Here is a 22,011-nt window from a genome sequence, read left to right on the forward strand (position 1 = left end):
ACAGCGCCACCCGACGCGGGCTTCCGGAAAACCACGCGCGCGGAGCGTCACGCGAAGCCGAAACGGTATTTTCTTTCTGCATCCGGGCTTCGCGCCCGGCGCTCCGCCCGCCCTCCAACTCCGCGCGAAAGCGACGGGGCGATTTGGCGCGTCACGACATCGGCTTCGTGATGCGGAAGAGACTTCGCGCTCGACTTCCCCCGCGTCATCACGGAATGTTTCAGCCTCTCAGCCGACGGAGCCGCCATGCCGACCCTCGACCGCGCCGGACTTCAGGTCGACGCCGAACTGACGCGGTTCATCGAGGATGAGGCGATGGCCGGCCTGGCCCTCGACGCCGACGCCTTCTGGCGTGGCGCGGCGGACGTCCTGCGCTGGGCGGCCGCCCGGGGAGGGGAACTGCTGACTGTCCGCGACGACCTGCAGGCCAGGATCGACGCCTGGCATGAGGCGCGGCGCGGACGGCCCCACGACGCTGCAGCCACGCAACGCTTCCTGACCGAGATCGGCTATCTCGTGCCGGAGCCGGCGCCGTTCACGGTGGGCACGACGAAGGTGGATCCCGAGGTGGCTGCCCGGGCCGGTCCCCAGCTGGTCGTGCCCTCGCTCAACGCCCGCTTCGTGCTGAACGCCGCCAATGCGCGCTGGGGCAGTCTCTACGACGCCCTGTACGGCACGGACGCGCTCGGGGATCTGCCGCCGTCGGGCGCCTACGACGCGGCGCGCGGGGCGCGCGTCGTGGCCCGGGCCAAGGCGTTTCTGGACGAGGCCGTGCCGCTGGCGGAGGGGTCGTGGGCCGACTGCAGCGACGCGGACGCCCCGCTCTCCGACCCGTCGCAGGAGGTGGGGAGCACCGACCGGGGCCGGATGTTGCGGAACAGCGGCCTCCACATCGAGGTGGTGATCGATCCCGGCCATCCCATCGGGGCGACCGACCCGGCCGGCATCGCCGACGTGGTGCTGGAAGCCGCCCTGTCGACCATCGTCGACCTGGAGGACTCGGTCGCCGCCGTCGATGCGGCCGACAAGGCGGCGGGATACCGAAACTGGCTCGGCCTCATGCGCGGCGACCTGTCGGAGACCTTCGAAAAGGGCGGCAAGTCCCTGACGCGCGAACTGGCTGCCGACCGCCTCGTCGCCCGACCGGAGGGCGCCACCCTGACCCTGCCGGGCCGCAGCCTGTTGTTCGTGCGCAACGTCGGCCATCTGATGACGACCCCGGCCGTCCTGCTGCCGGACGGATCTGAGGCGCCGGAAGGGGCCTTGGACGCGATCGTCACCGCCCTGTGCGCGATGCACGACCTGCGCGGTCTGGGACACTTCCGGAACAGCCGCGCGGGGTCGATCTACGTCGTGAAGCCCAAGATGCATGGGCCCGAGGAATGCGCTTTCACCAACGACCTGTTCGACCGGGTCGAGGACCTGCTGGGCCTCGACCGTCACACGATGAAGGTCGGCGTCATGGACGAGGAGCGCCGGACCAGCGCCAACCTGGCCGCCTGCATCCACGCGGTTCGGGACCGCATCGTCTTCATCAACACCGGCTTCCTCGACCGCACGGGCGACGAGATCCACACCTGCATGCGGGGCGGCCCCGTGGTGCGCAAGGCGGACATGAAGTCCTCCGCCTGGATCGCCGCCTATGAAGCGCGCAACGTCGCGATCGGGCTGCAGTGCGGCCTCGGCGGCCGCGCCCAGATCGGCAAGGGCATGTGGGCCGCGCCGGACCGGATGGCCGAGATGCTGCAACAGAAGGCGGCGCACCCCCGGACCGGCGCCAACACCGCCTGGGTGCCGTCCCCGACCGCCGCGACCCTGCACGCCCTCCACTACCACCAGACCGACGTCTTCGCCGTGCGGGAGCAGGTCGCCGCCCGCCCCGTCCCGTCGCTGGACGATCTCCTGACCCCGCCGCTGGCGACCGGCCGCAACTGGTCCGGGGCCGAGGTGGTCGAGGAGATCGAGAACAACTGCCAGGGTCTGCTCGGCTACGTCGTCCGCTGGATCGATCAGGGCGTGGGCTGCTCCAAGGTGCCCGATCTGCACGACGTCGGCCTCATGGAAGACCGGGCCACCCTGCGCATCTCGTCACAGCACCTCGCCAACTGGCTGATGCACGGCGTCTGCAGCCGCGAGCAGGTCGAGGCGGCGATGCTGAAAATGGCGGCCAAGGTCGACGCGCAGAACGCCGGCGATCCGAACTACCGCCCCATGGCGACAGATCCCGACGCCAGCCTCGCCTTCCGCGCCGCCCGCGCGCTCGTCTTCGAAGGGGCCGCCCAGCCCAACGGCTACACCGAACCGCTGCTGCACCGCTTCCGGCGTGAGGCCAAGGCGGCCGGCTGATCTACTGTTCGCTGCCGGACCGCCAGAGGCCGCGCAGCAGGGGTTCGAACAGATACTGCAGCGCCGTCCGCTTGCGGGTCAGCACCACCACTTCCACCGGCGCGCCCGGCCGGACGGCTGAGGCTGCGCGGCCCAGCTTCCTAACCTCGGCCTCCGGCACCACGATCTCGGTGCGGAACCAGCGGCGGCCGCTCTGGGCGTCGGTCAGGACGTCGGCGGAGATGCGCGTGACGCGCCCTTCCAGCCGCGGCGGACTGCCCTCGCGAAGGCCGGGGAACATGATCTGCGTGCTCTGGCCGACGGCCAGGTTGTCGACGTCGGTCGGCGCGATCTCCGCCACGATCACCGGGCTGGCGTCGTCCGGCACGATCTCCATCAGCGTCTGCCCCGCCTGGATCACTCCGCCAGGCGTGAAGATGGTCAGGCCCACGACCTGCCCGTCCGCCGGCGCCCGGATCTGGTTGCGGGCGATCTGGGCCCGCACCGAGGCCAGTCGGGGCTGCAGCTCGTTCAGCTGCACCTCGACGGTCTTCAGCTGGTCGGCCACGTCCTCGTTCAGCGTGGTGCCGACCGAGGCCATCTGCAGCCGCGTCTCGCCGATCTGTTCGCCGACCCGCGCGATCTGCGCCCGCAGATTGCCGTCCTCGCCGTCCAGCTGGGCGGCCTGGCGTTCCAGCGCCCGGACGCGGCTCAGCGGCGCATAGCCCTGCTCCGCCAGCCGGCGCACGTCGGCCAGCTCGTCCTCGATCAGCCGCCGCTGCTCCGCATTCGCCGTCAGCTGGCGCTGGAAGCCCGCCATCTGCTGCTCCAGTTGGCTGACGCGCTGCGACAGCACCCCGCGCTCGGTCGACCGTCCGCTGCTGCGCGCCCCGAACTGGCGCCGCTGCAGCCCCAGCGCCTCGTTCGCCAGCGGCACGTCCTCGGGCGGCAGGCTGGCGAACTCCGGCGGCGTGGGCACCGTGCCCAGTCCGTCGCGCTCGGCGATCAGTCGCGACCGCTGCGCCAGAAGGGCCAGAACCTGCCCTGCCAAGCCTCGCTCCGTGGCCTGCAGTTCACCGCCGGCCACCTCGATCAGGATCTGCCCGGCCTTGACCGTGTCGCCCTCCTCGACGTGCAGGGCGGTCACCACGCCGCCGTCACGGTGCTGCACCGCCTGCCGGTTCCCCGACACCGCGACCTGCCCGGTCGCATACGCGCCGGCGTCCAGCGGAAAGAAGGCGGCCCAACCCAGGAACAGGACGAAGAAGGCGAAGATGACGCCCAGGCCGATGCGCAGCTCCAGCCGCGGCACGTCCGTCACCTGCGCGTCGGGCGTCGGCGCGACGGGCGGCGCCGGAGCCTGCGGCGGCGGAGTCTTCAGCGGCGGGAAGGACAGATCGCTCATCGGCCCGCGGCCTCCTCGGACGTCGCGCCGCGCATGCGGGCAAGCACCTGCTCGCGCGGACCTTCGGCCACCACGGCGCCGCCGTTCAGCATCAGCAGCCGGTCCACCCGCGCCAGCACGCCGGCCCGGTGGGCCACGATCACCACGGCGGCCCCCCGGGCGGCGGCGTCACGCACGGCCGTCATCAGCGCCGCCTCTCCGTCCTGGTCCAGATTGGAGTTCGGCTCGTCCAGCACCAGCAGGACCGGGTCGCCGTACAGCGCCCGGGCCAGCGCCACCCGCTGCGCCTGCCCGGCGGACAGTCCGGCCCCGTATGGCCCCAGCACGGTGTCGTAGCCGTCCGGCAGGCGCAGGATCATCTCGTGCGCCCCCGCCGCCTGCGCCGCCGTCACGGCCAGCCGGTCGACCTCGGATGGCGGCGTGCCCGTAGCGCCGGCGAACCGGCTGACGTTGTCCTTGATCGTGCCCGCGAACAGGCTCGGAACCTGGGGCAGATATCCGATGAACCGCGCAAGTTCGTCGCCCTCCCGGGCCTCGAACTCGGCTCCGTCCAGCCGCACGGTTCCCGAGGTCGGCTTCAGCGCGCCGGCGACGGCGCGGGCCAGGGTCGTCTTGCCGGAGCCAGAAGGGCCGACCACGCCCAGCGTCTCCCCCGGCTCCAGCTGCAGCGTCACGCCGCGCACCTGCGGCTGCTCGGTGCCGGGCAGGCGCACCGACACGGCTTCCAGCGCCAGCCGGCCCCGCGGGGCCGGCAGGGCGGTGGTGGGCCGGTCGACGTCGGCCGTGCCCTCGAACAGATCCGTCAGCGTCTTCCACCCGGCCCGCGCCGCCACCAGCGACGGCCACGCCCCGACCAGGAGCTCGATCGGCGCCACGGCCCGTGTCAGCAACACGGAGGCGGCGATGATGGCCCCGGGCGACAGCTGGCCCTCGACCGCCAGCCATGCCGCCAGACCCAGCGAGAACGACTGCAGCAGAAGCCGCAGGAACTTGATCGCGCCGGTGTAGCGCCCACCGGTGAACTGCGCGTCCGCCTGGCGGTCCGCCGCCGCGCGTCGTTGCCGCAGCTGTCGCGCGATGCCGGCACGCCGCATGCCCAGCGCCCGCACCACCTCGGCCTGCTCGGCCACGGCCTGCTGGGCGGAGTAGGCGTCGATCTGGGCGTCGTGGGCCTGCTTCAGCCGGGGTCGCGCGTCGCGCTCGTTCATCACCGCCAGCACGACCAGAACGATGCCGCCGACCAGCGTCAGCACCCCGATGAACGGATGCAGGAGGAAGCACGCGAGGAGATAGATCGGCGTCCACGGCGCATCGAACAGCGCCAGCACGCCCTGACCCGACACCGCGCCGCGGACGGCGTCGAACTCGCGCAGGGCCTGGGCGCCCGAGGCCTTGCCCGGCATGTCGATGATCCGCGCCAGGATGCGGTCCGCCAGTTGCCGGTCGAGCCGCAGGCCGGCGCGGATCAGGATCCGCGTCCTCAGCCAGTCCAGCGTCGCCAGCGTGCCCAGGGCGAAGACGGCCACGGCCGTGATCAGCAGCAGGGTGGTGATGCCGCCCGTCGGCACGACCCGGTCATAGACCTGCATCATGTAGATCGTCGGCGTCAGATAGAGCAGGTTGACCAGGGCGCTGAAGACGGCGGCCCAGATCAGATGGGTCCGGCAGGCCCTGAGAGCCTCGGCCAAGGGCTCGACGCCCGGTCGGTCCGGCAACAGCTTGAACACGCACGCATCCGTCAGCCGCCCGGTCACGCGGGCTCGCCGACTACATAGACCCGCCGATCCCGGCGGAACAGCGGCGTCTTAGTGAAGCGTCTCGCCGTGCAGTGCCGAATCCAGACCCTCGATCTCCTGCTCGCGATCGACCCTCAGGCCGGTGGTGAGGCGGCAGATCAGAAGGATCAGGCCGGTGCCGACGGCGCTCCACGCGATCACAGCGACCAGGCCGACGGCCTGTTTCAGCACGGTCGCGCCCTCGGCCACGCCGTTTATGGCGGCGTCCGCGAAAACGCCCGTCAGCAGGGCGCCCACGATCCCGCCCATGCCGTGCACGCCGAAGGCGTCCAGACTGTCGTCGACCTTCAGCCAGTGCTTCAGCTTCACCGCGCCGAACCAGCAGGCGACCCCGGCGGCCAGGCCGATGACCATGGCGCCCTGGGGGTTCACCAGCCCCGCGGCGGGCGTGACGCCCACGAGCCCCCCGACCAGCCCCGACAGCATGCCCAGCAGGGTGGGCCGCCGGTGGTCTATCCACTCGACCACCAGCCAGCCCAGGGCGGCCGCGGCCGCCGCCAGGAGGGTGTTCAGCGCCGCCACGGCGGCGATGCCGTCGGCCGCCCAGGCCGATCCGGCGTTGAAGCCCATCCAGCCGACCATCAGCAGACCGGCGCCGATGGCCGTGAAGGCGAGGTTGTGAGGCGCCAGGTTGTCGCGTCCGAAACCATGACGCGGCCCCAAAACGATGGCGCAGACCAGCCCGGCGACGCCGGCGTTGACGTGCACTACCGCGCCGCCGGCGAAGTCCAGCACGCCCAGACCGCCCATCCAGCCGCCGCCCCAGACCTGATGCGCGATGGGCGCATAGACGATCAGGTGCCACAGGGCGAAGAACAGCAGTGACGCGGAAAACTTCATCCGCTCGGCGAAGGCGCCCGCGATCAAGGCGGGCGTGATGATGGCGAAGGTCAGCTGGTACGCGACCCACAGGAACTCGGGCAGGGCGGGCGCAAGGGAATGCGCCGTGTCGATCCGGACGCCGTTCAGGAAGGCGGCGTCAAGGCCGCCGATCAGCGCGTTGCCGCTTCCGAACGACAGCGAATAGCCGACGGCGAACCACAGCACCGTCACGACCATGAAGGCCGCGGCCGAATGGGCGATCGCGCCGACGACGTTCTTGCGCCGCACCATGCCGCCGTAGAACAGCGCCAGTCCCGGCAGGGTCATCATCAGCACCAGCGCGGTGGACGTCAGGATCCACCCGGTGCCGGCCGGATCGAGTTGCAGCGCCGCCTGGTGCGGCAGCAGGGCGGCGATGCTCATGGGCGCGACGTCTCCGGGCGGCGATCAGGATGCCGGCCGCGCCGTCGTCGCGGGCCGCGGAAACGCAATGGATCGTATTGCGGTGCAACAGGCAAATCATTTCGTAGTGCCGCGGCGCAGCGCCCTCCGCATGCAAGGATGGGGGTTGCAGCGTTCATTGGCGCATGCCTCCACCTTCACCATTTCGCAGCGCGGCGGCCGTCGGCGCCATATTAACAAACCGCAATGTCACGGACCTTGCGCGGGCGGCCCTCGCAGGCATCAATGCAGCCTGAAAGCGCCCGTCGGCGCCGTCAGAGCTGTGTATTCAGGGGGATTTCCATGAGCCTGCCCACCCTTCGCCGCCTGCTGGCCGGCGGTTGCTGCGCCGCCGCGCTTCTGTCCGGAGCCGCCGTCGCGCAGGAGATCGATCCGAACTCGACCTCCATCGTCCCGATCGCGGCCGCCGATCCGGTCGAGCCCGCGATGCAGCAATTGCCGCCGCTGCCCGACGTCCAGATCCCGTATCAGCGCTTCGTCCTGCCGAACGGCCTGACGCTGATCGTGCACGAGGACCGGAAGGCTCCGATCGTGGCCGTGAACATCTGGTATCACGTCGGCTCGAAGAACGAGCCCAACGGCCGCTCGGGCTTCGCCCACCTGTTCGAGCACCTGATGTTCAACGGCTCGGAGAACTTCAACTCCGACTTCTTCAAGGCCACCGAACTGCTGGGCGCCACGGACCAGAACGGCACCACGAACAAGGACCGGACCAACTACTTCCAGAACGTTCCGACCTCGGCGCTCGATTCGATCCTGTGGCTGGAAAGCGACCGCATGGGCCACCTGCTGGGCGCGATCGACCAGGCCCGCCTGGATGAGCAGCGCGGCGTGGTGCAGAACGAGAAGCGCCAGGGCGAGAACCAGCCCTACGGCCGCGTCTGGAACTCGATCACCGAGGCGACCTATCCCGACGACCATCCCTATGGTCACACCGTGATCGGTTCGATGGACGACCTGAACGCCGCCGACCTGCCGACCGTGCAGCAGTGGTTCAAGGACTACTACGGGCCGGCCAACGCCGTGATCGTGCTGGCCGGCGACATCTCGCCTGAAGAGGCGCTGGCCAAGGTCACCCACTACTTCGGCGACATCCCGCCCGGACCGCCGGTGACCCAGCCGGCCCGCATGATCGCCCCCATGGTCGGCGAGCAGCGCGAGGTCATGTACGACCGCGTCGGGCAGCCGCGCCTGTACAAGGTCTGGAACGTGCCGCCGGCCGGCGACGCCGACGCCGACTATCTGGGACTGCTGGGCCAGGTTCTGAGCTCGGGCCGGAACTCCCGCCTCTACAAGCGCATGGTGTTCGACGACCAGACCGCCACGTCCGTCTCCGCCGGAGTCAGCGAGGGCGAGGTCGGGAGCCAGTTTCTGATCATCATCACCGCCAAGCCCGGTCAGGATCTGGCCGCCCTTGAGGCGGTGGTGGACGAGGAGCTGGAGCGCCTGCTGCGCGACGGTCCGACCGCCAACGAACTGGAGCGGGCCCGCACCTCGACCGGCGCCGGCCTGGTGCGTGGGCTGGAGCGGATCGGCGGGTTCGGCGGCAAGTCCGACCGCCTGGCCCAGGGCGAGGTGTTCCACGACAACCCTGACCAGTGGCGCGAATCCTACGCCCGTCTGCTCGGCGCGCGGCCGCAGGATCTGACCGCGGCCGGCCGCGAATGGCTGTCCGACGGCTCCTACACCCTGGAGGTCCGGCCGTTCGAACAGTACGCGGCCGCCGCCACCGGCGCCGACCGCTCGGCCATGCCGACGCCCGGCGAGACGCCGATGGCCAACTTCCCGTCGTTCGAGCGCTTCGAGCTGTCGAACGGGCTGGACGTGGTGCTGGCCACCCGCACCGGCGTGCCGACCGTCTCGATGAACCTGATCGTCGACGCCGGCACCGCCGGTGAGGGCGCCGACAAGGCCGGTCTCGCCGTCCTGACGCCGGCCGTGATGACCAGCGGCACCGACGACCTTGACGCGCTGGAGCTCAGCGACCGCCTGCAGCTGCTGGGCGCCACGCTGGGCGGCTCGTCCGGCATCGACTTCACCAGCATTTCGATGACCGCCATCGACAGCCGTCTGGAAGAGTCGCTGGACCTGTACGCGGACGTGATCCTCAACCCGGCCTTCCGCGCCGAGGACTTCGAGCGGTCGCGCGTCCAGCAGGTCTCGGGCATCCAGCAGGCCGATCGCAACCCGGGCGCGGTGGCCAACCGCGTTCTGGCGGGATCGCTGTACGGGTTCCAGAACCCGAACGGCCGCCCCACGTCGGGCACGGTGCAGACCGTGGGCGCGCTGACCCCCGCCGATGCCGAGGCCTATCACGCCGCCTGGTTCCGCCCCGACAACGCCACCCTGGTGGTCGTCGGCGACGTGACGCGCGCGGAACTGACGCCGCTGCTGGAAGAGAAGTTCCGCGGGTGGACCGCTCCGGCCTCGGCCATCCCGTCGCGGCAGCAGCCGACCGCGGTCGCCGCCGCGTCCGGGCCGGTGATCTACCTCGTGGACCGCGCCGGTCCGCAGTCGACCATCACCGCGGGCCGACTGGTCCCGGCGCTGGATCCGGCGACGGAGCCGGCGATCACGGCCATGAACACCGCCCTGGGCGGCGCCTTCACCAGCCGGATCAACATGAACCTGCGGGAGAACAAGGGCTGGTCGTACGGCGCGGGCTCCGGCATTCGCAACGCCCGCGGCGAGCGTCTCTTCCTCGTCTCGACGGGGGTGCAGTCCGACAAGACGGCGGAAAGCCTCGTCGAAATCGACCGCGAGCTGACCGAAATCCTGAGCGGCCGCCCGATCGGCGACGAGGAACTGGCCGCCCACAAGTCGAACCTGATCCTCGGCATGGCCGGGGAGTGGGAAACGAACGGCGCGGTCGCCGGCGATCTGGCCCAGATGGTCGTCTATGGCCTGCCGGACGACTACTACGACCGTGAGGCCGCCGGCATCGTGGCGACGACGTCCGCCACGGCGTCGCAAGCCGCGCAGGCCATCATCGGCGACGGCCCGACCGTCTGGGTCGTCGTCGGCGACCGCGCCACGCTGGAGCCGCGTCTGCGCGCGCTCAACATCGGCGAGGTCCGGGTGGTGGACGTGTACGGAAACCCGGTCCAGTAAGGCGCTTCCAGACCCGGCCGGTTCGCCCCGGCCGGGTCGCCCGCCCTCACGGACCTTCGCCATGACCGACGCCCCGCTGGACCTCCATCACTGGATCGGCGGGAAGCGGGTGGCGGCGGAGCGGCCGTCGGAGCGCCGGAATCCCTCGGACCTCGACGAGGTCGTCGCCCGCCTGCCCGAAGCGGGTCAGGCCGAAGTCGACGCCGCCGTGGCCGCTGCGCGTGCGGCCTTCCCCGGCTGGAGCGACGCGTCCCCCGAAACCCGTGCCGACGTTCTGGAGCGCGCGGGTCAGCTGCTCTGGGACCAGCGCGAGGTGGTGGGCCGACTGCTGTCGCGCGAGGAAGGCAAAACCCTCGTCGAAGGCATCGCCGAAACCGGCAGGGCCGCACGCATCCTCAAATACTTCGCAGGCGAGGCCGTCCGACTGCACGGTCAGGCGCTCGACAGCGTCCGCCCGGGCGTGTCGGTGCGGACCCGCAGGCGTCCGGTGGGCGTGTTCGGACTGATCACGCCGTGGAACTTCCCCATCGCCATTCCCGCCTGGAAGCTGGCCCCCGCCCTGGCCTTCGGCAACACGGTCGTGATGAAGCCCGCCGGACCGACGCCCGCGACGGCCGAGGCGCTGGTCGCCGTCCTGCATGAGGCCGGCCTTCCCGACGGCGTCCTGAACCTCGTCATCGGTCGCGGTCGGGTGGGACAGGCGCTGGTCGACCATCCCGACGTCGACGGCGTCAGCTTCACCGGCTCGCAGGGCGTTGGCGCGGGCGTGGCCGCCGGCTGCGCCGTCCGTCAGGCGCGCTGCCAGCTGGAGATGGGCGGCAAGAACCCGCTGGTCGTGCTGGACGACGCCGATCTGGAGCGCGCCGTGACCGTGGCGCTGGACGGCGGCTTTTTCTCCACCGGCCAGCGCTGCACCGCCTCCTCGCGCCTGATCGTGCAGGACGGGATTCACGACCGCTTCGTCGCGGCGCTCGCGGAGAGGGCCGCCGCCCTGCGCGTGGGTCACGCGCTCGACCCGCAGACCCAGGTCGGCCCGGCCGCGACCGACGATCAGATGGAGACGGTCCATCGCTGGATCGACACGGCGCGCGAAGAAGGCGGCCGGATCCTGTGCGGCGGAGAACGCCTGTCACTGTCGCCCCGCGGCTGGCACGTGCCCCCGACCCTGATCGTCGACACCGCCGCCGACATGAAGATCAACGCCAATGAGGTGTTCGGGCCGGTCGTCTCGGCAGTGCGCGTCCGGGACTATGAGGAAGCCTTCGCCGTCGCCGACGCCGGCGAGTTCGGCCTGTCGTCCGGCATCGTCACCACCTCGCTGAAGCACGCGACGGACTTTCAGCGCCGCATCCGCGCCGGCATGACCATGGTCAATCTGCCGACCGCCGGCGTCGATTATCACGTGCCCTTCGGCGGAACGAAGAAGTCCAGCTTCGGCCCGCGCGAGCAGGGCTTCGCCGCCGCCGACTTCTACACCTGGACCCAGACGTCCTACGTGTTCGCCTGACCGCAAAGACAACGGCCGGCCTCGAAGGGCCGGCCGCGTCTCACGTCGTTCTCCTTGAGCTCAGAAGCGCGTGGTCAGGCTGACCGAACCGCTCTGGCCCAGGTCGTAGCCGTTGGCCGTGATCCGGTTCCCCAGCTCCTGGTACTCGATGTAGTCCTCGTCCAGCAGGTTCCTCAGCTCGATCGCCAGGCCCATGTCGCGGCCCGCGTATTCGAAGTCTTTGCGGTAGACGAAGTCCAGCATCACGCCGGGCTCCTGGATCAGGTCCGGCTCGCCCGGACGGCCGCGGGCCGAAGAACGCTCCGAAACCCAGGTGACCAGGAAGGTCGCCTGCGACCGGGCGACGTCGTCTTCCCATCCGAACTGCAGGTTCGCCATGTGGTCGGACTGACCCTGCAGGCGGCTGCCGTCGATGATGAAGTCGGACGCGGCGAACGCCGTGCGGACCGGGCGGAAGGGGAAGACCTCGTCGCCGGCCTCGACCTGCACTTCCGACGACGTCCACGTGTAGTTGGCCTGCACCAGCCAGCGCTTGTCGGCGACGAAGCTCCACGGCGAGTCCGGGAACTCGAAGTACTTCTTGCCGTCGACCTCGATCCCGTAAAGCACCGCCTGCGGCGCGTTCAGGTAGGTCTGCTGGATCACCGAGCCCTGGTCGTTGATCGAGGATTCGATCGGGTTCTTGATGTCCTTGTAGAAAACGCCGGCCGTCACGTATTCGCCGCGCGCGAAATAGCGCTCCAGACGGGCGTCCAGATTGACGATTTCGGTGTCGACCAGGAACGGGTTGCCGATGAACAGGCGGTCGTTGTCCGGATCCTGATACTGCTGGGGCGCCAGTTCGCGGAACTGGGGACGGCCGATGGTCTTCGACGCGCCCAGACGCAGCTGGGTGTCCTCCGCGAAGTTCCACGTCAGGGTCGCCGAAGGCAGCCAATAGCTGTTTTCCAGCGTCGTCCCGGACAGGAAGGTCGCGCCGCCGAACAGATCGTAGGGCGTGACGAACTGGTCGGCCTCCTCGTAGCGGACGCCGGCCGAGACGCTGACCAGCGGCACGACCTCGGCTTCGACCTGCACATAGGCCGCGCGGGTCTCGAGGCCGGCGTCATAGGCCGCCGCGCCGTCGCCGGGCGTGATGTCCTGAAGCTCCCACAGCAGCGGGCCGATGTTGAAGTCGGAGAACAGGTAGTCGACGCGGCTGTCCTGCACGTCCAGCGGGATCGATCCGCCGGCCGCATAGAAACGGAACACGCGCAGCTCGGAATTGCGGGTGTTGTCCATCCACGCCACGCCGCCGCGCACCGTCAGCTCGCGCACGTCCGACAGCGGCATGGTCCACGCCAGATCGGCGCCGGCGCTGAGAACCTCGTCTTCCAGCTCCGAAAAGCTGGTGGAGTTGCGGTACTGCTCGCCGTCGTGGCGATACACGCCGTCGGCGCCCAGACCGTAGCGGATCACCTTCTCATACGGAGAGTTGCGGTTGGTCAGGGCGTAGGCCCCGCGCCACGACAGCTCCAGCGCCCCGTCCATCAGGTCGTGTTCGCCCGCCAGCTGGGTCGAAAACAGGTCGCGTTCGAACCATTCGGTGTAGTCGTCGCGCACCTCGCCGGTGCCGGGCGCCGCGAAGTCGACGCCCTCGCGGGTGCGGGCTTCCTTGGTGGTGCGCCGGACGTACAGGTTGGTCCACTTCAGCTCGTGGAACTCGTTCTGCCAGCTCAGGCCGCCCAGCAGGTTCAGGCCGACGTCGTTCTCGGTCGAATAGACGTCGTAGTCGGTCTGGACTTCAAGGGTGTCGATGTCGAGACGGCCTTCCTGCTGGATCGCGTGGCGCGTGCGCCAGTCGTTGTCGTAGCTGGCCACCGCGATCAGGCCCAGGTCGCCGCCGCCGACGACCCACGACGTTCCGCCGGAAATTTCGACGCCGAAGTTCGGCTGGATGTACCGCTGCTGCTGCAGCAGGTTGAGCGGCGCGTTGACGAAGTCGCGGCCGATCGCCTGGATCTCGGCCTGGGTGAAGTCGGCGCCGGCCGAGACGCGGTTCCCCGTGGCGATGGCGTCGCGCAACAGGTTCGGCATGTCGCGCGTGCCGTCGTCGAAGCCGGTGAAGTCGGTGCGCGAGCCGTAGTAGATCAGCCCGTCGCGGCCCGTCGTCTCCAGATTGCCGCCGACGCTGAACTGAAGGTTCAGGAACGGCTCGCGCGGAGCGCCCACGGTGGTCAGGTCGATCACGCCGCCGCCGAACTCGCCGGGCAGGTTGGCCGAATAGGTCTTCTGGACCTGCACCCCGCCAAGGATCGACGAGGGGAAGAGGTCCAGCGGCACGACGCGCTGCAGCGGCTCGGGGGACGGCAGCGGTGAGCCGTTCAGCAGGGCCGAGGAATAGCGCTCGCCGAGCCCGCGCACATAGACGAAGCGGCCTTCGACGATCGACAGGCCGGTCACGCGCGTCAGCGCCTGCGCGGCGTTGTCGTCGCCCGTGCGCTCCAGGTCTTCCTCGGTCAGGAAGGCCGCGACCTCTGACGTCTCGCGCAGCGGCTCGGGGATGTAGCGGCCCAGAACGACGATTTCGTCGACCTGGGTGTCCTCCGGCTCCTGATCCGGATCCTGGGGCGGGTCTTGCGTCTGCACGACCGGATCGGTGGGCGGCGTCTGGGCGAACGCCAGGCCGGGCGCGGTCAGCGCGGTGCCGGCGAGCAGCAGTCCGCTCAGGGTCTTGGAAAGCGTCTTCATGATCGGCGCCTTGGTCCTATGGGTTCGACACGGAACGACGAGGGGGACGGCCGCGAACGACCGTCCCCACAGGGCGCGTTGATCAGCAGGTGGAGCCGGCGGCGATGCCGCAGGACCAGCCGGCGTACCAGGTGTCGGCGGAGTCACGGACGGCGCCGATGTAGGACACGTTGGTGAAGAACGGATCCAGACCCGCGACCGGGGTGGACGTCCGGCCGGCCTCGGTCGCGCCGTTGGTCACGCCCGACAGGGTCGAGGCGCCCGAGCCGTTGTTGGCGCCGGTGGCGAAGATGCCGGCGGTGGCGGCGTCCTGGTTGGCGTCCACACGGAAGTCCGTGCCGCAGCTGAAGTAGACCGAGTTGAACGTCGGCCCGTTGGCCACGGTGGCGGCGTCGTCGAGGTCGAAGCAGGTGCCCCCGGTCTTGACCACGACCGAGTTGTAGAGACGCAGCGCGTTGCCGGTGTTCAGCACGATGGCGTCGCCGCCGCCGGCGTCGGTCCGGCCGATCAGGGTCAGGTTCGAGATGGTCGGACGGGTGAACAGCGTGGCGCTGGAGCTGCCGGCCGCGGAGAACTCGAAGCCGCGGTCGCCGCGGTTGGCGGCCTGGCGCACGATCATGAACTGCACGTTGCCGCGATAGCCGGTGTCGGTGTCGAAGCTGTCGTCGTCGTTGCCGGTCAGGACGATGTACTTCAGGTTCACGGTGCCGCCGAAGGGCTCGATGCCGTCGTCGGACGAGTTGTGGACCTGCAGGTACTCCACCACGGTGCCGTTGCCGACGCCCGCCATGGTGATGCCGTTCAGCTCATTGCCCGGCAGGATCTGGAAGCCGGAGTGCATCAGGCGGAAGTAGCGCAGGCGCCCGGAGTTGTCCGAGACCGTGTTGCCGCCGTAGAAGGCGTTCGTGCCCTCGACCTGGGCTTCGCAGGCCACGTTCGGCGCGGTCACGCCCGCCGGGCAGGCGGCGATCGGGGCGCGGCCCAGGATCACCAGACCGCCCCACTGACCGATCGAATCGCCGTTGGTGGTGCCCTCCACCGACTGGCGGCTGGTGAAGACGACCGGGTTGGTCGCCGTGCCTTCGGCGAAGATCTGCGAGCCGCGGTTGACGACGATGTAGTCCAGGCCGCCCGAGCCGAACACGCGCACGCCCGGCTCGACCGTCAGGATGCCCTGCTGCGCGCCGGCGATCGGCGCGGCCGGGTTGGCGCCGCGGTCCTGACCCACGTCGGTGCGGCCCGAGACCGAGTAGATCACGCCGGTGGTGTTCGCCAGGACCAGGTTGCCGACGATCAGGGCCGGCAGCTGGCAGTTGCGCAGGACCGTGCCGCCGGCCGCCGTGATCGTGCCGACGTTCGAGGTTCCGGTGGGGCAGGTGGCCGGCGTGGTGCCGCCGCCCGTGCCGCCGCCTCCGCCGGTGCCGCCGCCGCCGCCGCCGAAGTCGCCTTCGCCGGGCGACGCCACTTCAGCCGAACCGCAGGCGGCCAGGGCCAGGGCGGCCGCGCCGGCCATCAGGATCTTGGTGAAACGCATCGTCGGCAATCCCCTCGGAATGAATGAGTGGGTCACCCGTGCACCGTCTCGCCCAGCAACCCCGGGACGCTCGATTAGAGGGGCTTTGCAATGGCGACGTGACGTTTATGTAATCAAGTATGTAGATCGTTCCGAATCCAGATCGATCGTCACAATCGGTCCCGCGATTACTTGCAACGGAACCGTGACTATCGATCCGTCGCCGGAGCAAGCGTCGCCGTGAGGATCTGCGAACCGCGCCTGTAGCGGACCTCGACGGGACGGCCGGAGGCGAGGATCTGGGCCAGCTCCGCCACCCGCTCCTCGCTGGTCAGGGGCTCGCCGGCGACGCTCAGGATGACGTCTCCCTCGCGCAGTCCCAGCTGGGCCAGGGCTCCGCCCGCCGCGCCGCGCCGCCAGACGAAGCCCTCGATCACACCGTCGCGCGTCTGCGGCCGCAGGGCCGAGGCGTACACGTCCTGCGTCGGGGCGTTCAGCCCCATCGCCGCGGCGGCCTGGCCGGCGTCCGCTCCGAGGGCGGCCCGGGCTTCCGGCGGCGCAGGCGGAGGGGGTGGATCGTCGCTGAACTCCAGTCGGACCTCACGCCCGCCGTCGATCAGCACGACGTGGTCGACCGCGACGTGGCGCAGCTCGGGCGCGCCGGGCGTGGCTTCTCCCCGCCTCAGAACGATCTGGGCCCCGTCCGGCCGCTGAAGGATGGCCGAAGCGTCCGCCCCCGTGCGCGTCCCCACCAGACGCCAGCCGATCAGACCGGGCTCGGCCGCCACTCCGGGCGGCGCCGTGCCGGCCCTGTGAAAGGCGTCGAAGCGCGCGAACACTCCGGGGTCGGCAGGAGGCGTGACGCGCGACGTCGCGGCGGCCGGGCGCTCCTGCGTCAGCGACCGCACGCCCCCGATGGCCAGCGTCGCGAGCGCGGCGATCAGACCGATTTCAAGCCGACTGGCCGGCGTCAGGCGGGCGAGGGCGGACTGACCTTTCGTCATGGCCGCGACATATCCGGCCTTTGTGACGATCGCCCCACACCTCAGTCGGGCGCCAGGATTCGGCCTGCCAAGGGCTCCAGACGGTCGACCTGATCGGCTCCGACCGCCTCGACCACCGTCCATCCTGCGGGCGCCGCCCACTCCCGGCTGGTGAAGCCGAGATTGAAGGCGCACAGCCGTCGTTCGTCGCCGAGCGACCGCTCGAACACCAGCAGATCCCCGTCGGCAATGAGCACGCGCATGTCTCCGGCCCGGAGGCAGGGCGTCGTCCGGCGCAGATCGATCAGACGTCGTGTGGCGGCCAGCATCGAGCCCGGGTCCTCGTCCTGCCGGTCCACCGCGAGCGCGGAATGGCGCGCGTCCACGGGCAGCCACGGGTCCACCGTCGAAAACCCTGCGAACGACCCTTCGGTCCGCCAAGGCATCGGCGTGCGCGCCCCGTCGCGGCCGAGCGTTTCAGGCCAGTTGGCGATGGCTTCGGGATCGACCAGCCGCTCGAACGGCACGTCGCCCTGCGGCAGGCCCAACTCCTCGCCCTGATAGACGATGGCCGTGCCGCGCAGGCACATCAGCAGCAGCATGGCGACCTCCGCCGTCGCCCGCAGGTCCCGGCCGTGCGCCCAGCGCGAGGCGGCCCGCGGGGCGTCGTGGTTCGAGAAGGTCCAGCTGGGCCAGCCCTGCCCTTCGCGTCCGTCCCAGGCGTCCGTGGCCGTGCGCACCAGTTCAGGCGTCAGGGCGTCGGCGTAAAGGTAGTTGAAGCCGTAGGCGCTGTTCAGGCGGTCTCCGCCCTGCGTGAACGCCTGCATCTCGGCCTCGGCCCCCTCGCCGGGAATTTCGGCCACCGTGAACCGGCCCGGGTAGGCGTCCGTCACCGCCCGGATGCGCCTCATGAAGTCGATCAGTCCCGGCTGCGACTGGTTGTGCAGATGCAGCTGGAAATCGAACGGCCGGGTGCGCTTGCCGCCGGCAGGCGCCGGCGGATTGTCGGTCAGCGCGGGGTCGTGCATGCCGAAGTTGATGGCGTCGAGCCGGAAGCCGTCCACGCCGCGCTCCAGCCAGAAGCGCGCCACGTCCAGCAGCGCGTCCTGCACCGCCGGCAGATGCGTGTTCAGCTGGGGCTGCTCGGGCAGGAAATTGTGCATCCAGTACTGCCCGCGACGCGCGTCCCACGTCCACGCCGGGCCTCCGAACACCGATTGCCAGTTCGACGGCGGCGAGCCGTCGGGCTTCGCATCGGCCCAGACGTACCAGTCGGCCTTGGCATTGGTCCGCGACGTGCGGCTCTCGGCGAACCATGCATGCCGGTCCGACGTGTGCGCGAACACCAGGTCGGTGATCACCTTCAGCCCCAGGTCATGGGCCGTCGCGACCAGCCGGTCGAAGTCGTCCATCGTGCCGAAGACGGGGTCGACCGCGCAGTAATCCGAAACGTCGTAGCCGAAGTCCTTCATCGGCGAGGCGTAGAAGGGCGACAGCCAGACCGCGTCCACCCCTAGCGAGGCCACGTGGTCCAGATGCCGCAGGATCCCTGGCAGGTCGCCGACGCCGTCTCCGTTCGTGTCGGCGAAGCTGCGCGGATAGATCTGATAGATCACCGCGCCGCGCCACCAGTTTTGATCCAGTCCGGCCATGGGATCTCCGCTGCAGGCGTCGTTCGTCCGACATCGCGCCGGGGCGGTAAAGCCCTGTCGGGAACTTCGATCCATGGGGCGCCGCCCTTTTCCCGTCCCGCCGATCAGGGCAGTGTGGCGTCATGTTCCGTTCGCGTCTCAGGTCCCTGCTCGCCGTCGCTCTGCTGTGGCTGGTCGCCGGACCCGCCGCGGCGGCCGTCACCGTCACCTTCTTCGGCCATGAAGGCGCGCAGGTGAGGGGCGGCTGGCTGTATTTCCCGCACGCCTACGTCCGACTGCACGGCACGCTGGAGACGGGGGAGATGGTCGAGCGCTCGGTCGGCTTCACCGCCCGCAGCCCGGGGCCGCAACTGCTTCTGTTCTCCGGCCCGGGCATCCTGAAGGAGCCCGACGCGATCTATGTGGCCGAGGGCGTGCCCTACCTCAGCGTCGAGATTTCCGACGAGGCCTTCCGCCAGATCAGCGCCCGCATCGACTGGTGGGGCACGCCTGAGGGCTCGCGCTACAATCTGAACAAGCGCAACTGCATCGCCTTCGTCGCCGACGTGGCTCAACGGCTGGGCCTGCGCACGCCTTCGCACGAGACACTCAGCCCCAACGGCTTTCTCAAGGACATGGTGACGATGAACCCGCCGGGCAGCGTGCCCGGCATGCTGGCCGCGCCGGCGCCCGCGCCCGCCGTTCCGACCTAGAGACGCCCGCGCGCCCGCGCGGCTTCCTCCACGGCGCCGACGATGTGGTACAGGCTGCTTGCCGGAGCGGCCTCCTCGATGATCGTCCGGTCCGGTCCCATGCGGTCGCGCCACGCCCCCGGAGGCGGACCCTTCAGGAACAGTTCCAGCGCGCCCGCCGCCGCTTCCATGCGTTCCAGCGCCAGTGCGCGCCGTGCCGGCTCCGGCGCCCGCATCGCCGCCTGCGCCCAGGCCTTGATCCGCTCCCCCTGCGCCCACAGCCGCGCATGGAAGGGGCGGGGTGTGAGCGCCCCGTCCAGCTCGCCCGCCGTCACGCCAGTTCCCGCGTCCAGACCATGCGCCTCGCCAAGGTCGATCAGCCGCGCGCCGGCCGCCGTGGCGTCCGCCCGGCCCCGGGCCGCGCCCCACCGCGTCAGCAGCCAGCCCCATTCGAACTGGTGCCCGGGCTCGACGATCTCCTGCGCGCCGGCCAGCCGGGTCCAGTCGCCGTCATAGAACTCATGCACCGCCCCCGTGTCCGGATCGACGAACCGCGCCATCGCCAGCTCCGCCAGTCCGTCCGCGAAGGCGTCCCAGGCCGCGCCGTCCGGCCGGCCCTCGACCTCGCCCCAGGCAAGTCCCGCCTCGAGCAGGTGCATGTGCGGATTTGCCTTCAGCGGCAGGGTGCGCGGCACGGCCTCCTCGAAGCCGCCGCTGACATGGGCGTGCGACTGCAGTGCCCCGCGCATGCGCCGTGCCGTCTCCACGACCGCTGTCGGATCCTCGGCGAAGGTCAGGGCGTGAGCCAGGCCGAACAGCACGAAGGCCTGATCGTACAGGTCGATCGGCTCATCGATCGGCGTGCCGGCGTCGTCGACCCGGGCGTGCGCCAGCCCGTCGTCCCGCAGGAAGCGGGGCAGGGCGGCAAGCCCATGCCGGACCATGCCTCGTGAGTCGCCGTCCCAGCCCAGCGCGGTCGCCCGCGCGAAGCTGTACATCTGCCGACCCAGCACCCGCGCCCGCCGCGGTCCGCGCACCGGCTCACCGGCGGCGTCCAGCTTTTCGAAAAATCCGCCTTCGGCATCGACGCCCGCCGTCGACCAAAGCGGATATGCGGATCGCAGCAACCAGGCGTGGAGGCGCTCCGAAGGAAGCGGGGGTTCGGAGCTCAAGCGGGCCTCGCGGGACGCAAACTGGAAAGCCATTGAAGCAGCGCGGATGGGACCGCGCAACGCGCCCGTCTTCGTCGCTCGTTTACCATGTTCGGTCACCATCGGCCGACGGTTCCGCGTCCCGGAACCCCTGCGGAAGATCGATGGACCTCAACGGCAAGCGCATCCTGGTAACCGGGGCCGACGGCTTCATCGGCTCGCATCTGGTCGAGCGGCTGGTCGCCGACGGTCATCGCGTGCGGGCGATGGTTCAGTACAACAGCCTCGGCACGCGCGGCTGGCTGGACCGCGCCGCGCCGGGCGCGCTGGACGGGGTGGAGTTCGTCGCCGGAGACGTCCGCGATCCCCACGGCATGCGCGACGCCATGCGCGACTGCGAGGTGGTGCTGCATCTCGCGGCCCTGATCGCGATTCCCTACAGCTATTCCTCGCCCGACGCCTATGTGGACACCAACGTGCGCGGCACGCTGAACGTGGTGCAGGCGGCGCGCGAGCTGGGGACCGAGCGCGTCCTCGTCACCTCGACCAGCGAGGTCTACGGCACCGCCCGCTTCGTGCCGATGACGGAGGAGCACCCGCTTCAGGGCCAGTCGCCCTATTCGGCGACCAAGATCGGGGCCGACCAGATCGCGCTCAGCTTCCACGCCGCGTTCGGCACGCCGGTGACGGTGATCCGGCCCTTCAACGTCTACGGCCCGCGCCAGTCGGCCCGTGCCGTCATCCCGACGGTCATCACCCAGATCGCCGCCGGCGCCGACCGCGTCCGGCTGGGCGCCCTGCACCCCACGCGTGATTTCACCTTCGTGCACGACACCGCTGCCGCCTTCCCTGCGCTGGCCGCCTGCGACGCCGCGGTCGGACAGGTGGTCAACGTCGGTTCGGAGTTCGAGATATCCATCGGCGATCTCGCCGCCCTGATCGCAGAGGTCATGGGGCGCAGGGTGGAGATCGACGCGGACGACGCCCGCCTGCGCCCCGCCCTGTCCGAGGTCGAGCGCCTGTTCAGCAATTCCTCGCGGATGCGCGCCCTGACCGGCTGGGCGCCTGAGCACGCCGGCCGCGAAGGCTTCGTCCGCGGGCTGGAGAAGACGGTCGCCTGGTTCCGTGATCCGGCCAATCTGGCTGCCTACAGGCCCGGAGAATACGTGCTGTGAGCCGGCCGCCGGTCTCGATCTCAGCGCTTCAGGGGGCGGGCCGGATTGCCGACGACCGTCTCACCCGCGGGCACGTCGCGGGTCACGACCGCGCCCATGCCGACCACGGCGCCCGGCCCGATGCGCATCGCCCGTCCCGGCGCGCCCTGTTTAATCACGGCGCCCGCGCCGATGTAGGCGCCGTCGCCGATCTCGACGTTGCCGTTCACGATCGCCCCCGGAGCCAGGGTCACGAAGTCGCCGATCACGCAGTCATGCATCACGCAGGCGTGCGGGTTCGCAAGGAAGTGTCGGCCGATGCGGACGTCGTCGGTGACCACCACCCCGTCGCACAGCACGGCGCCTTCGCCGATGTCGCTGCGGCCGCGGCGCCGCGCCGTGTCCGCCATCACGGTGGCGAACCGCCGGCCCGCCGCCTCGCCCTCCGCGATCCGGCGGCGCAGGGCGGGATCACCGACGGCGATGACCAGCTCCCGATCGTCTTCAAGCTCGGCCAGAGCACGCAGGGAATGCCCGGCGAGCGGCGCGACGTCGGCCGCGTCCCTGGGCACGAACACGACCGGTTCGCCGACGTCGGCGGCCTCCGCGCCTACCTGATCGAGGGCCAAGGCTGCGACCTCCCGGGCCAGGGCGCCGGTTCCCAGTATGGCGATGCGCATGTGGGGCTTCCTGTGCTGTCGCGCGCCGAATCGACCGTTCCGCTCAGGC

The 22,011-nt window shown here is 70.4% G+C and carries 14 protein-coding genes; 5 read left to right on the top strand and 9 right to left on the bottom strand.

Features of this window, described 5'->3' with window-relative positions; translation table 11 throughout:
* The first annotated feature begins 246 nt into the window (after positions 1–246).
* On the top strand, positions 247–2,346 hold the full coding sequence (locus VGR32_RS00460) for a malate synthase G (RefSeq protein WP_327446942.1): 2,100 nt from the start codon (positions 247–249) through the stop codon (positions 2,344–2,346).
* Position 2,347: 1 nt separating this feature from the next.
* On the opposite strand, the gene VGR32_RS00465 is transcribed toward VGR32_RS00460, so the two are convergent.
* The 3 genes from VGR32_RS00465 to VGR32_RS00475 all read right to left on the bottom strand — a co-directional run bounded on the left by VGR32_RS00465 (position 2,348) and on the right by VGR32_RS00475 (position 6,771).
* Positions 2,348–3,730: an HlyD family type I secretion periplasmic adaptor subunit gene (locus tag VGR32_RS00465; RefSeq protein WP_327446944.1), complete on the bottom strand. Its 1,383-nt coding sequence runs from the start codon at positions 3,728–3,730 to the stop codon at positions 2,348–2,350.
* On the bottom strand, positions 3,727–5,457 hold the full coding sequence (locus VGR32_RS00470; RefSeq protein ID WP_327446946.1) for a type I secretion system permease/ATPase: 1,731 nt from the start codon (positions 5,455–5,457) through the stop codon (positions 3,727–3,729). Before VGR32_RS00470 ends, VGR32_RS00465 begins: the two co-directional genes overlap by 4 nt.
* Before the next feature lie 78 nt (positions 5,458–5,535).
* Positions 5,536–6,771, bottom strand: a complete 1,236-nt coding sequence (locus VGR32_RS00475) for an ammonium transporter (RefSeq protein ID WP_327446948.1) — start codon at positions 6,769–6,771, stop codon at positions 5,536–5,538.
* A 321-nt stretch (positions 6,772–7,092) separates the two neighbouring features.
* On the opposite strand from VGR32_RS00475, the gene VGR32_RS00480 reads away from it, so the two are divergent.
* Both VGR32_RS00480 and VGR32_RS00485 read left to right on the top strand, forming a co-directional pair.
* Positions 7,093–9,921 (top strand): pitrilysin family protein, encoded by a 2,829-nt coding sequence (locus VGR32_RS00480; protein ID WP_327446950.1) that lies wholly within the window; start codon positions 7,093–7,095, stop codon positions 9,919–9,921.
* Positions 9,922–9,982: 61 nt separating this feature from the next.
* Complete coding sequence (locus tag VGR32_RS00485; protein WP_327446952.1) at positions 9,983–11,428, top strand: aldehyde dehydrogenase family protein; 1,446 nt, start codon at positions 9,983–9,985, stop codon at positions 11,426–11,428.
* Positions 11,429–11,488: 60 nt separating this feature from the next.
* Here the strand turns inward: VGR32_RS00485 and VGR32_RS00490 are convergent, their stop codons facing one another.
* The 4 genes from VGR32_RS00490 to VGR32_RS00505 form a co-directional block, all read right to left on the bottom strand.
* The gene (locus VGR32_RS00490) at positions 11,489–14,158 is read right to left on the bottom strand and encodes a TonB-dependent receptor domain-containing protein (RefSeq protein WP_327446954.1); all 2,670 of its coding nucleotides are present in this window, start codon (positions 14,156–14,158) and stop codon (positions 11,489–11,491) included.
* Positions 14,159–14,240: 82 nt separating this feature from the next.
* On the bottom strand, positions 14,241–15,692 hold the full coding sequence (locus VGR32_RS00495) for a hypothetical protein (RefSeq protein WP_327446956.1): 1,452 nt from the start codon (positions 15,690–15,692) through the stop codon (positions 14,241–14,243).
* A 188-nt stretch (positions 15,693–15,880) separates the two neighbouring features.
* A complete protein-coding gene (locus VGR32_RS00500; RefSeq protein WP_327446958.1) occupies positions 15,881–16,675 on the bottom strand; it encodes a PDZ domain-containing protein in 795 nt (264 codons plus the stop codon).
* A gap of 41 nt (positions 16,676–16,716) precedes the next feature.
* Positions 16,717–18,306, bottom strand: a complete 1,590-nt coding sequence (locus VGR32_RS00505) for an alpha-glucosidase (protein ID WP_327446960.1) — start codon at positions 18,304–18,306, stop codon at positions 16,717–16,719.
* A 122-nt stretch (positions 18,307–18,428) separates the two neighbouring features.
* Between VGR32_RS00505 and VGR32_RS00510 the strand changes: the two genes are divergently transcribed.
* Positions 18,429–18,998, top strand: a complete 570-nt coding sequence (locus tag VGR32_RS00510) for a hypothetical protein (RefSeq protein ID WP_327446962.1) — start codon at positions 18,429–18,431, stop codon at positions 18,996–18,998.
* Here VGR32_RS00510 and VGR32_RS00515 read toward each other — a convergent pair.
* On the bottom strand, positions 18,995–20,104 hold the full coding sequence (locus VGR32_RS00515) for an AGE family epimerase/isomerase (protein ID WP_327446964.1): 1,110 nt from the start codon (positions 20,102–20,104) through the stop codon (positions 18,995–18,997). The genes VGR32_RS00510 and VGR32_RS00515 overlap by 4 nt on opposite strands.
* 188 nt (positions 20,105–20,292) lie before the next feature.
* On the opposite strand from VGR32_RS00515, the gene VGR32_RS00520 reads away from it, so the two are divergent.
* The gene (locus tag VGR32_RS00520; RefSeq protein WP_327446966.1) at positions 20,293–21,303 is read left to right on the top strand and encodes an NAD-dependent 4,6-dehydratase LegB; all 1,011 of its coding nucleotides are present in this window, start codon (positions 20,293–20,295) and stop codon (positions 21,301–21,303) included.
* A gap of 20 nt (positions 21,304–21,323) precedes the next feature.
* Here the strand turns inward: VGR32_RS00520 and VGR32_RS00525 are convergent, their stop codons facing one another.
* On the bottom strand, positions 21,324–21,962 hold the full coding sequence (locus VGR32_RS00525; RefSeq protein WP_327446968.1) for an acetyltransferase: 639 nt from the start codon (positions 21,960–21,962) through the stop codon (positions 21,324–21,326).
* Between the last annotated feature and the right edge of the window lie 49 nt (positions 21,963–22,011).

Source organism: Brevundimonas sp. (assembly GCF_035935935.1).
Classification (GTDB): domain Bacteria; phylum Pseudomonadota; class Alphaproteobacteria; order Caulobacterales; family Caulobacteraceae; genus Brevundimonas.